This is a genomic window from Acinetobacter endophylla (assembly GCF_053543775.1).
The window spans coordinates 12,472-24,698 of record NZ_JBLVOM010000314.1 but is presented as its reverse complement, the minus strand read 5'-3'; the positions used below and the strand labels follow the sequence as shown (position 1 = coordinate 24,698).

Below are 12,227 nucleotides of genomic sequence, written 5' to 3'. Positions count from 1 at the left end.
TTTTATAACTTATTGATTAATGATGACAATACCATCCATCTCAACCAGTGCACCTTTAGGTAGGCTTGCGACACCTAAAGCAGCACGTGCTGGATAGGGCTGGGCAAAATACTCGCCCATAATCTGATTGACCAGTTGAAAGTGCGATAAATCGGTCAGGAAAATATTTAGTTTGGCGATATCTGCCAAAGAACCACCAGCGGCTTCACAGACTGCTTTTAAATTATCAAACACCCGGCGAATTTGAGCTTCAATGCCTTCAACCAATTCCATACTATAAGGATCTAGGCCAATTTGACCTGATAGATATAAGGTATCACCCACTAAAATGGCTTGCGAATAAGTACCAATCGCAGCAGGGGCATTTTCAGTATGGATTACTTGGCGGGACATTAATTTCTCCTTTTATCATCGACATACATCATATTCGATCAATTCGGCCGATCAAAGCACTATCGTTTTAAATGATTAACTCGCTTTAGAGGCTTCACTGAAAACGACGGGCTGTGCCAGACGGATAATTCGCGGGAAACCGAAATACATGCGTAAATCCCGGATAATCTGTGCAATCTGTTTACGGTTATGCACCACGATATTGACGTAAGTTTTGTCATCCTGAGTGCGCACCATTTCCACCCCGGAATGCGCTTTACGGCATTGATAGATTAGGTCGGAAATCTGCTCGTCATTCATGTCCAGGTCAATGCTGAGATAGGCAGTAAAGCTGATATCTTCCAGATCATCAGAGGTCCATTGCAACAACATGATATTTTCTGGATGCTGATGCTGTTCATGCAGCAGGTTGTGACAGCGTGCACGATGCACAATTAAACCGCGACGGGTCAAATGACCCTGAATCGGATCACCCAGCACAGGATTACAGCAATGTGCATATTTGACATCGACACCTTCTGTTCCCTGAATCAGACGGTCTGAACTGGCAATATTCTGATGCTGATCTTGGGCAAATAAATGGTTGGCCACCAGTTGCGGTAATAAATCACCGACAGCAATTTGTTCAAACAGCTGTTCCTTGCTGGAAACATGGCGCCACTCCAAGAGGTTTTTCCAGTCGGCTTCAGTCAGATCGCGAATAGAACGATGAAACAGTTTCAGTGCGCGATTGAGTGCCTGTTGTCCGACCAGACGCTGTTCGTCTGGATCCTGATCGCGCAGAATATTCTGAATAGCACGACGGGCTTTTTGGGTATTGATGAAACTGAGCCAATCCGGATTCGGGGTGGCGAGGACATCAGTAATGATTTCGACCACCTGACCACTGACTAGAGGCGTTGAAAGGGGTTTGGTTTCATTGTTAATTTTTGCACCGACCGCATGGTTGCCTAGGAATAAACTCGCGGCATAAGCAAAGTCGACGGCCGTGGCGCCTTGCGGCAATTCATGTAAATGACCATGCGGGGTATAGACCCAGATTTTTTCTTGGTGTAGATAATCGAGCAATTCACTAAAAGTGGTTTTGGCACATTCACCATCCACCAGTACATTCAGATTCTGCATTGATGCCTGAATCGCAGAGCGGCAGGCTTGCGGGGCACTTTCACCGAGTACGACGCCAAAACGTGCTGCTTTACGCATCAGTTCGGTTTGAATGGTGAGCGACAGGGTCGTCTCTTCGCCTTTCAAGCGCATCATCAAGGACTGGTTGCCTCCCGGTAATGGACGGCGGATATGATCTTCATAACTCTGGATTTTAAAGCTTTGGGTCAGAATTTCTGCCAGTCGGTCACAGTCCGCGATGCTCTGTAAAATAATCTCAAAAGCATGGCTATGAGTTAATTCTTGCAGATCGATGTCATTTTTAACAAAGTGGCGCAGTAGCTCAATATTATTATTCTTCTTCTTAATCCGACCCTGAATGGCATTCTGTTGCAGCAGTTCGGTCAGGTTTTTTTCCCATTTGGCCTGATATTCACAGCGTTTTGGCTTGGTTTCCAGTAGAGCGGCCTGTACATTGTTATACATGTCTAGATCTAGATTCTGATAACAAAGATGTTCCAGGTTATCGGCCATTTCATTCATGCCGACAATGCGTGCCATCGGAACAAAGATTTCAAAGGTTTCGCGGGCAATACGTGCCCGTTTGTCGGGACGCAGTGCATCCAAAGTGGTCATGTTGTGATAACGGTCGGCCAGTTTCACAATAATGACACGTGGATCTTGTAAAGTCGCTTGCAGAATTTTCCGGAAAGAAGCCGCTTTATTATATTCTTTATCGCTCGAATGACTCAGTTTGGTGACACCATCGACCAGTTCAGCGACGGTAAAACCAAAAATCTTGCTAATATCGTCTTTGTTGAACTCAGTATCTTCAATCACATCATGCAGCAGGGCAGCCATTAAAGTTTCAGTGTCCAAACGCATATGCGCCAAGATACAGCTGACCGCAATCGGATGCAGAATATAGGGTTCACCACTTTTACGCACAATCCCGTCATGCGCCATATCTGCATAATCACAGGCCGCAAGCACACGTTCGACATCGCTTTCACTTAAATACGCATCGATAATGATCTCTAACTGCTGCTTGGCTTGACTGACCTGTGGGCCTGGCATAAAACACCTTTTCAACTGAATTTTTTACAAATAAAACCTGAAAGCATTCTAGAAATGTGAATTTCTTGGCTTGATCGTTTTTTGCTGCTACAGAGCAGAAAACCAATACAAACTTGATAGCTAACCCTTATGTTATAACCGTTCTGGCATAAATATAAAAGTCACATAACAAAAAAAGCCTAGTTTAGAACTAGGCTTTTTGAGTGACGATCTCTTATTGGAAAGAAAAACCGTCTAAGTTTAGATTATTTGCAGAAAGTGCAAGATCCAAGCTTGATGTTTGATAGTCTTGATCACGTTGTTTCAAAATGTCTTTTGATACATGACCTGAAGCGATTTCACGTAAAGCAACAACAGTCGGTTTGTCATTGTCCCATTCTACAGTTGGTTCAATACCTTGACGTGCCAATTGACGCGCGCGCTTGCTTGCCACTAGTACAAGCTCAAAGCGGTTGTCTACATGGTCTAAACAATCTTCAACGGTGACGCGTGCCATAAGAATTCTCGTTTGAATAATAAATTTTAACAGACTGCACAGTATAAAAGGCTTTGTCTATAGACTCAAGTTTTAATCACTGCTCAGTCGGCGTAATCAGTTTCTGAATTAGTTTTTCATGACGGTTGGCTTGCTGAGACAAGACCAGACGATTGGCGATAATCACCGCTTCCAGGTCATGCAGCGCCTTATTAAAGTCATCATTAATGATGATATAGTCAAAGTTGCTATATTGTTGCATATCTTCTACCGCGCAGCTCAGACGATGCTCAATCACATCAACTGCGTCAGTACCACGGTTAGACAGGCGTTCACGCAAATCAAACTGGCTTGGTGGCAAGATAAAAATTTGTTTAGATTCAGGAAAAAGTCGACGAACTTGTTGCGCACCTTGCCAGTCAATTTCCAGTAGCACATCATGACCTTTGGCCAGTTGCTCTTTGACTGTGGCTTGCGCAGTACCGTAGTAGTTACCAAATACTTCAGCGTATTCGATAAAACCACCTTCATTGACCAGATTTAAAAAATCTTCTTTGGTGGAGAAGTGATAATGCACGCCATCGAGTTCGCCAGGTCGTTGACCGCGTGTAGTGTGTGACACAGAAACGTGAAGATTGTTGACACGCTCAAGTAGGGCTTTAACAAGGGATGTTTTGCCTGTTCCAGACGCTGCAGAAACGACAAACAAGAGACCCGACATGATATTTTTCCTGATATGATAAAATATCTTCTCTATTTTAGAGTAGAGCGGCTTTAAACTAAATAGTTGTCAGTCGATTGTTTACATTTATTTCAATTGAACCGCTAAAAATGGTGTGAGTATTGAGGATTCTATGGAAATTGTTTTAGCCAATCCGCGTGGTTTTTGTGCTGGTGTAGATCGTGCCATTGCGATCGTGAACCGTGCCCTAGAATGCTTTAACCCACCGATTTATGTGCGGCATGAAGTGGTGCATAACAAATTTGTCGTCGATGACTTGCGTCAGCGTGGTGCAATTTTTGTCGATGAACTCGACGAAGTTCCTGACGATAATATCGTGATTTTTAGCGCACATGGTGTTTCGAAAGCGGTACAACAAGAAGCCGAACGTCGTGGTCTGAAGGTTTTTGATGCGACTTGTCCCTTAGTGACTAAGGTACATATTGAAGTCACCAAATATGCCCGTGAAGGTGTAGAGGCTATCTTAATTGGTCATGAAGGTCACCCTGAAGTCGAAGGTACCATGGGGCAATATGACAAAAAAAATGGTGGTGAGATTTATCTGGTTGAAGATGAAGAAGATGTCGCCGCTTTAACTGTACGCAATCCTGAAAAAGTCGCTTTTGTCACGCAAACCACTTTATCAATTGATGATACAGCGAAAGTGATTGATGCTCTTCGCCAGAAATTTCCGCTGATTCAGGGTCCACGTAAAGATGATATTTGCTACGCCACACAGAACCGTCAGGATGCGGTGCGTGACTTGGCTGAACGCTGTGATGTCGTACTTGTTGTCGGTTCACCAAACTCTTCAAATTCAAACCGCCTACGTGAGCTGGCTGAACGTATGGGTAAAGCGGCATATTTAGTGGATAATGCAGATGAGCTAAAGCAGGAATGGTTTGCAGGTAAATCTCAAATTGGTGTAACTGCTGGAGCTTCCGCACCAGAGATTCTAATTAAACAGGTGATTCAGCGGCTACAGGACTGGGGTGCCCAAGCACCACATGAGCTGGATGGGCGAGAAGAGAATATTACATTCAGCCTACCGAAAGAGTTACGTATTCCTGTAATCCAAGCCTAGACTGTTAACTGCTTAACATTATGTTTTTTATTTAAAAATAGACAGATAACCGTGAAATGACAGTTATCTGTTTTTTTATGCCTTTTATCTACTCTGTGTAGGTTTTGTAAAATTTATAGATATTATTTTTAATAGGGGAAAGTTTTGGAGCTGGGGAAGAGTGTGCAAAAAAATAAAGGTTTTACGTTAATTGAGCTCATGGTGACGGTTGCAGTACTAGGGATTATTGCAACGATCGCTGCGCCTTCTTTTTCTAATTTATTGGAAAAGCAAAATTTGAATAGAAGTACGCAGGAACTGATTGGTCAATTGAATAGTGCACGTTCTAAAGCTGTGTTAGAGCGTAGAGAAGTTACAGTTAGGTTGAACTCTTTAGATGCAGATACACCAAACCGATTAAATTGGTCACCTAGAGGCCGAGCGGTGTTAAAAACAGGCTCTCCCACTACAATTACTTTTCAATTAAGTGGAGGAATTCAGGACTTTGCAGCCGATATTAGTGGGCAGCCATTTATTATTTGTAATGAAAGTGGTGGTAATAAATCTAAAAATATCAGTCTCTCTTTGATGGGCACCATACAAGTAACGGAAGGGACGTGCTAATGAAAATAAACAACTATCAACATGGTGTGGGTTTGGTTGAAGTATTAGTTGCGATGTTGGTTTTAGCTATCGGTGTATTAGGCTTTGTGGCATTGCAGTACCGTGCTGTTGAAGCAACTTCTGAAAGTAGCTATCGGGTTCAGGCCATTAATATTGCAAGAGATTTAGCGGAGCGAGTGAGGGTGAATCGTGGGGTTGTAGCAACTTATATGCAAGAAATGGGCGATCCTGATAATCAGACAACTTCAACAGTAAATTGTTTTACGACTAATTGCTCACCAGCAGAGCTTGCAGATTTTGATGTGTCGCAAGTAACAACACGCGCAAGATCGGTTGGCATGACAATGAATGTCATTGAGTGTCAAGGTAATAATGATGGGCGAAATTGTGTCTATGTAGCTTGGAATGATACATCTGCGACAGATGGTACAGGCGATGGAGATTGCACCAATAGTACAGCTTATAACCCAGTTTCAACTTGTTTGATTATGGAGTTGTATTAATGACTATACTTAATTCATCAAATAACCCGCCTGCGAGTAATTGTATGAATGCTTTGCTGGGAAATATTGAGGTTAAATTAGAGCATAAGTCATGGGGATATGCTTCAGGTTTTACTTTGCTAGAACTCATGATTGCACTTGCGTTAGGGTTAGTTATTGCTGCAGCTGCGACAATGTTGTTTCTCACAGGACAAAAAAGTTATGTTCTGCAAACAGGTATGTCTGACTTGCAAGATAATGCTAACTTTGGTTTGAATTATATTGCCAAAGATATTCGATTAGCCAATTTGAATACAACAACAGCACGAGTGAATGATGAAACTAAATATGGCGGAATAGTTTTAACCTCTTCAGTAAATGCAACTCAAATACCAGCTGTTCCAGCAACACCGACCTCACCAGCAGTTGATGCAATTCCTTTAAGTAATCTTTATAAAACGATTGAAGGTGATAGTGCAGGAGTTAATTTATTATCTAGAAGTCAGGGGATGTCGGCAGGAGCAGCTCCAGCATGGACAGGGGCGTCAAACGTACAACAAATTGGTGAAGATGCGGAAGGTAATCCTACGGGTACAGATATACTCAGTGATCAGCTTACGATTCAATTCACACCACAATATGTTTTAGATGATAAAGGCACAGATGCTACAAATGATGATGAGTGGGTTGGAGGGTTTGATTGTGAAGGGCAGGAGTTAAGGTTTAGAGTGGAAAATCCTGGTGGAAATATGCCTTTCGGGCGGCAAATGATCGTGCAACGCTATTTCTTAAGAACTGATAATAATGCAGGTAATGAGCCTAATCAACCATTGGCGCTCGCATGTGAAGCGGGTTTTTATGCCTTGACGGAAACAGGTGTAACACGTGTCCAGGGTGGAGCACCATCTCAGGTGTTGAACACAGCAACTTTTGGTGAAAGTACAGGACAAATTATTATGAAGCGCGTGGATCATTTTAGGGTTCAACTAGGTGTTCAAAATAATAATAGTTATCGCTATATGTCTATCAATGATTATATGGGGCTTGCAGCAGGTTCTCGTCCGCGTATTTTATCTTTACAACTTGGTGCTTTGGTGCGTTCTAATCAGGCTGTAGGGGGGGATGCAATGGTTTCGGATGATCAAACTTTTCAGGTGTTAGATCAGCATGTCAAGCTAAAGACTCCTGCGGCGAATGCACCCAAATACGTACGAGAAGTTATTTCTCAAACAGTCGCATTGCGTAACACGTTTGGAGAAAGATGATGAAAATTTATACATCACAACGTGGTGCAACATTAATTGTTGTCATGATTATGTTGTTAGCAATCACTGTTATTGGAACTTTAGCAGTAAGACAAGGTTTGGTTTCGCTAAATGTAGCAACAAATAGCCAAGCGCAACAGCTGTTGACACAAAACTCAGACGCTGCGTTTTTTAATATTGAGCGTGAAGAGAATTTGATTCAAAGTTTGAGTGCTAGTGGTATGTTTGGCTATATCAATGGTGCTATCAATAAAGATAAAGAATTGGTCTTTTGCTTTTTAGGGGAAGAAGATGCTTTTTTTGATATTGGTCGAGCCAGTTTGATGGCATGGGGAGTGGGAGATTCTGCACCAACGAACAATACTTTAGGCACAGACGGATATTGTAGTGTTTCAGCGACGACAGGTAACTTTTTTACCAGTGGGCGTCGTGCTGTTATGACACAGGTTGCAGTGAAATTTTCAAGTCAGTCCGACAATGATCCTTTCTACGGGATGCAATATGGCACCGATGAAAAAGGTGTAAAGTTTGAGAAAAATAAACCTGTAAAAGTATTTGCGGTATCTATTATGCCAACATTGACCACTGCAACAGCAGGGGAGATTGATGCCTGCTTAAACTCACGCATGAGTGAAGTCACGATTCCATCTGCAACTACTGTGGCAACAGATTCTGATTTCCGACAGAGTGTTACTGATTGCTTGGCAGATTTAAATATACCGTTTACCTCACAAGTTACTGAATATTTGATTGCGCAAGACTTTGTATAATTGGGAGTAAGGAAGATGAAACAGATTCTAAATAATGTAGAAAAATCCTATCGCCATAAATTGCTTGTGACCGGTATTGCAGCAGTTTGTACCAGCATTATAGCAAGTGGTATCACTCAGGCCAGCGATATTGATATTTATCAAGAAGCGAGATCTGGTGATATTTCACTTATGTTTATGTTGGATATTTCAGGGAGTATGGGTGCTCCTCAGCAACTAGGTAACAAAAGTTCTTGTGATATTCCTGATGGTACGAGTGTCGATAGCAATAGTAATGAAAACTCTACTAATGGGAGCCCAGTCTATAAACGTTATTATTGTAAAGTCAAACACGATGCTTATTTTTATAAACGCACAGGCTCGAGTGGTAACTATCAGTATTTTAGTTGTGGACCAAGTGGCTCAACGGATCAGGATGATTGTACGGAATCACTCCCAGTTTTGCCTAAAGATGCAAGCCAAATGACCCAATCAGGGACTGATACTGTTTATTACTATAAACCGAAAAGTACAGCAAAATATTATGACCGTATCACACGTTTAAAAGACGGTTTATTCGATCTTTTACATGGAAACACTTCAAAAGGTATTGTTAAATTAGACGATACTAAAGTGATCGGATTATCCACCTATTCACGTCCTACAAGTTTTAAGGATGGACAGCCACTCACTGCAGATAATGTCAGTGGCCAGGTCCGGATTCCCGCACGACCGTTAGGTGAAAAAGTCAATGGAGTGACTCAGCGCCAGATTTTATTGAATGAAATTGCTGTATTAGGGGCAAGGGGTGGAACACCGACAGCAAATGCTTATGCTGAAACAGCTGCATATTTGTTTGGAACCAGAACAACAGGAGCAACAACTGTCAGTATCCCTATGTATTTTAGGTATTATCCTAGCACTTCATTAGTAAAAACGTATATGTATCGTAAAAGTGGGGATAAATATTACAAATGTAATGGTGATACAGGTGTAACAACCACTTCAAGCTGTACAGGTAGTTCTGCTACGGTGAAAAAAAAGGTCGCCACAGCACTGAAAAAAGAAAAAGTAAACAAAACTACCTATTATTTCAAGGAGGCTTCAGTTCAATCAACGACGCCAAATTATAAGACCTGTACCGAATATAATGCGGGTGGTTGTAATGAGTGGGGGGAGGCTAGTACTGTAAATCCTACTACCTTAAATTATGATAAATCATGTACAGAAGATGGAATAAGTGGTTCTTGTGCTTTTGAAAATAAAAGCATTCCTGCCGAAACTACGGATAGTGGTTTCGTGTATTCTTATCCCGCGACTAAAAATACTGCCGGGACTTTATATGTTTCTCCAGCGTCTTTGATTCAGAGTAATGAGATTAAACAATGTAGTGGACAAGGTATTTATGTACTAACCGATGGTGTGCCTAATAATAACGGAAATGCGAAAGGGTTGATGCAAGCTGCACTAGGGGAGAAAAGTTCAACCTTAAGTTGTACAAACTCTAGTACAGGTTGGGACTGTATGCATAACTTTACTAAAAATCTACTAGACTCAACTAAAAATCCATTGGGTTTAAAAATCAAAACAGCAGTCGTTGGTTTTGGCTCTGATTTTAACTCGATAGAATCTTTTAATAAGACTTTATCTCAAGAAGAAAATTTAGAACCATTTTTACAACTGGATAGTAACGGTAATATTAAAAGGGATAGTAATGGTAATGTGCTGTTAAGAACGAACTTGTCAGACCAAGAAGCGGCAGCATATTGGGGGGTAATTGGAGAAGGAGGATGGTATTCAGGTAATAGCTCAGAAGATATTGTAAATAGTGTGAATTCATTCTTAGGGGATTTGGGAGCTGAGATCCCTTCTGTAACCACAGGTTCACCAACTATTCCAAAAGATGCACTTAATCCTGCAGTTTTGCAAGATGATGCTTATTATCAACAATTCCAACCTACACCAGATAAAGACTATGGTCTTTGGGTTGGAAACTTAAAAAAATATACAGTAGGTGTTGGTGGCAAGCTCCAAGGTAAAAGCAATAGAAATGTACATGATAATCGTGGTCGCTTAATAGAGCCTGCTTATGATGATAACGGTAAGTTATTGTCAGCAGTATATGATTTTTGGTCTTATAACATTAGTGACAATACAACGACTGCAGATGCTGATGAAAATACACTTGGTAGTCGAAAGTTTGCTGCTAAAGGTGGGGCATGGTCACAACTTAAATTGCGTAGTACAGCAGAAGGAGTTGTGCAACGTAAATTGTTAACGAATCGGGTAGGTAGTGGCACTGGTACATCAGCAAGTTTTACAAGCAGTAATACAACATTGCGAACAGTCGATGTTAATTATTTGACCGATACTACTTATAAAGATGACCCAAAACGTGACTATGTAATGAGTTTGTTAGGGTATCGGATTGATGCTGGTGATCCTGAATTAAATACAGCTATATTAAGGCCAGAGCTTCGCCAAGTAGGTGCTGTGATGCACTCCCTTCCTGTGCTTGTAACCAATAAAGGTAAAGTAACTTACAACTTAACCACTAAAACAATTGGCTCAACCAACCGTGACGATTATGTACTTTTTGGTACCACGCAAGGTTTGTTACATGTTGTGGATGCCAAGACTGGACAAGAAAAGTTTGCATTTGTGCCAAATGAAATGGTTGATAATCAATATAAAGGTTTTACAGATTACACATTAACTAGTGGGGGAGTTAATCATCTTTATTATGGTATAGATGGGCCTTGGACTGTGCATACCGAATATGTGATTGATAGTTCTAGTAATTTAACTGTAGGTTCAGGTAAAGGCACAAATCAAAAAGGCAAGCAACTTGCATTTGGTGGTCTACGTATGGGGGGGCGCAGTTATTACTCTCTGGATTTACAAAATATAGATGCTCCTAAGTTGAATTTTCATATAAACCCGACAGGAACATGTAGTAATAGTAATCCACTTGGTTGTATGGGAGAAAGTTGGTCTAAACCAAGTGTTGCTTATGTAAATTGGGGTGGTAAACGTACGCTAGTGATGTTTGTGGGGGGGGGGTATGATAGAGGTTACGAAGCTGATACTTATGACCAGACCGACAGCAAAAAAGGTGCAGGCATATTTATGTTTAGGGCCGAGAACGAAACGGGGACAGGAACAGGGAAAGCAGGAGACTTACTCTGGTGGGCAAATGCCAATGCAACGACCAGTGATGCAAGCACCAATAGCGGTACAATTGGTTTAAAAGATGCTAACTTGAAATATAGTGTGGTCAGTGAAATTCGTACTGTAGATCGTGATGGAGATGATTTGGTCGACCACTTATATTTTGGTGATTTAGGCGGTCAGGTTTTTCGTGTGGATTTAAATAATAAAGCAACCAAGCTGGGAGGGTTTGCAAGAACACCTGTGCGATTGCTAGATTTAAACAATGCTGAAAAAAGTCCACGTTTTTATGATATGCCAAGCTTCTCGATTTATAACGAAAAAGGCGATGTATTTGCTGTGATTTCTGTCGGTAGTGGTAACCGTAGTCAGCCATTGCAAAGTTATACTGAGGGCACAACTGGTATAGTCAATGATGCGATCTATAATATTTATGACAAGGATGTTGCACGTAAAGATCTCTATACTGCAAGTAAGTTAAACACCCAAAACATTAAAAGTTTGGCGTTGTTAACCGAAGATAATCGTTATAGTAACACCACACCAGTTGCACCTTATTCAACTAATGGTTGGTATTATCAATTTAATAACTGCGTTGCGGGAAGTGATGGGACTCGAGAGGGTTGTAACGATTATAAATTACAAAGTGAAAAAGTCTTTGGCACACCTTTAGCAATGAATTACCGTCTCTATGTTTCTACTTTTGATAGTAGTAAGCCTGGTATCTCGGGTAATTGTGGTGCTGGTGTAAAAGGTGAAAGCTTTATGTCCACCTTCTGTATGCCGTTTGGTCAGTGTAAGTCTAAAGATCCAGCAGATGGCGGCGGTCGTGGTGAGCCGATTGGAATTGGTATTCAAAATATCACTACAGGCAATGATAAGGTATGTGTAGGTGAGGATTGTGATGACCAAGGCGGTGGTGGTGGCAGTACCGAAGATGCACAGAAATCTAGAGTTGCAAGTAGTTCAAATTACTGTGCTAATACGGGTGGACGAATTCTAGTCACAACCACTGGTGCTGGAGGTGTTGGTCAAGAGACTCAAATGTGTTTAATTCCTCAACGTTGGTATGAAAAAAATAGTTTAATTAGGTAAAGGAGAGG

10 protein-coding genes are annotated in these 12,227 nt (G+C 41.4%); 6 read left to right on the top strand and 4 right to left on the bottom strand.

What is annotated here, in order from left to right:
- Positions 1 to 9: 9 nt before the first annotated feature.
- The 4 genes from ridA to gmk form a co-directional block, all read right to left on the bottom strand.
- Entirely contained in the window at positions 10 to 393 is a 384-nt protein-coding gene (gene ridA, locus ACNPNW_RS17365) for a deaminase RidA (protein WP_004281184.1), read from the bottom strand.
- A gap of 75 nt (positions 394 to 468) precedes the next feature.
- Positions 469 to 2,574 (bottom strand): RelA/SpoT family protein, encoded by a 2,106-nt coding sequence (locus ACNPNW_RS17360; RefSeq protein ID WP_005101314.1) that lies wholly within the window; start codon positions 2,572 to 2,574, stop codon positions 469 to 471.
- 214 nt (positions 2,575 to 2,788) lie between these two features.
- On the bottom strand, positions 2,789 to 3,070 hold the full coding sequence (rpoZ, locus tag ACNPNW_RS17355; RefSeq protein WP_004281186.1) for a DNA-directed RNA polymerase subunit omega: 282 nt from the start codon (positions 3,068 to 3,070) through the stop codon (positions 2,789 to 2,791).
- A gap of 76 nt (positions 3,071 to 3,146) precedes the next feature.
- Positions 3,147 to 3,770: a guanylate kinase gene (gene gmk / locus ACNPNW_RS17350; protein ID WP_253172633.1), complete on the bottom strand. Its 624-nt coding sequence runs from the start codon at positions 3,768 to 3,770 to the stop codon at positions 3,147 to 3,149.
- A gap of 133 nt (positions 3,771 to 3,903) precedes the next feature.
- On the opposite strand from gmk, the gene ispH reads away from it, so the two are divergent.
- The 6 genes from ispH (at position 3,904) to ACNPNW_RS17320 (ending at position 12,219) form a co-directional block, all read left to right on the top strand.
- A complete protein-coding gene (ispH, locus tag ACNPNW_RS17345) occupies positions 3,904 to 4,854 on the top strand; it encodes a 4-hydroxy-3-methylbut-2-enyl diphosphate reductase (RefSeq protein ID WP_448767243.1) in 951 nt (316 codons plus the stop codon).
- A 162-nt stretch (positions 4,855 to 5,016) separates the two neighbouring features.
- Positions 5,017 to 5,457: a GspH/FimT family pseudopilin gene (locus ACNPNW_RS17340; protein ID WP_448767242.1), complete on the top strand. Its 441-nt coding sequence runs from the start codon at positions 5,017 to 5,019 to the stop codon at positions 5,455 to 5,457.
- A complete protein-coding gene (gene pilV / locus ACNPNW_RS17335) occupies positions 5,457 to 5,960 on the top strand; it encodes a type IV pilus modification protein PilV (protein WP_044109061.1) in 504 nt (167 codons plus the stop codon). The genes ACNPNW_RS17340 and pilV overlap by 1 nt, the downstream gene beginning before the upstream one ends.
- 44 nt (positions 5,961 to 6,004) lie before the next feature.
- Positions 6,005 to 7,204, top strand: a complete 1,200-nt coding sequence (locus ACNPNW_RS17330; RefSeq protein ID WP_044109079.1) for a PilW family protein — start codon at positions 6,005 to 6,007, stop codon at positions 7,202 to 7,204.
- Positions 7,204 to 7,974, top strand: coding sequence for a pilus assembly PilX family protein (locus ACNPNW_RS17325; protein ID WP_448767286.1), 771 nt, complete (start codon positions 7,204 to 7,206; stop codon positions 7,972 to 7,974). The genes ACNPNW_RS17330 and ACNPNW_RS17325 overlap by 1 nt, the downstream gene beginning before the upstream one ends.
- Positions 7,975 to 7,989: 15 nt before the next feature.
- The gene (locus ACNPNW_RS17320; RefSeq protein ID WP_448767241.1) at positions 7,990 to 12,219 is read left to right on the top strand and encodes a pilus assembly protein; all 4,230 of its coding nucleotides are present in this window, start codon (positions 7,990 to 7,992) and stop codon (positions 12,217 to 12,219) included.
- Positions 12,220 to 12,227 lie beyond the last annotated feature (8 nt).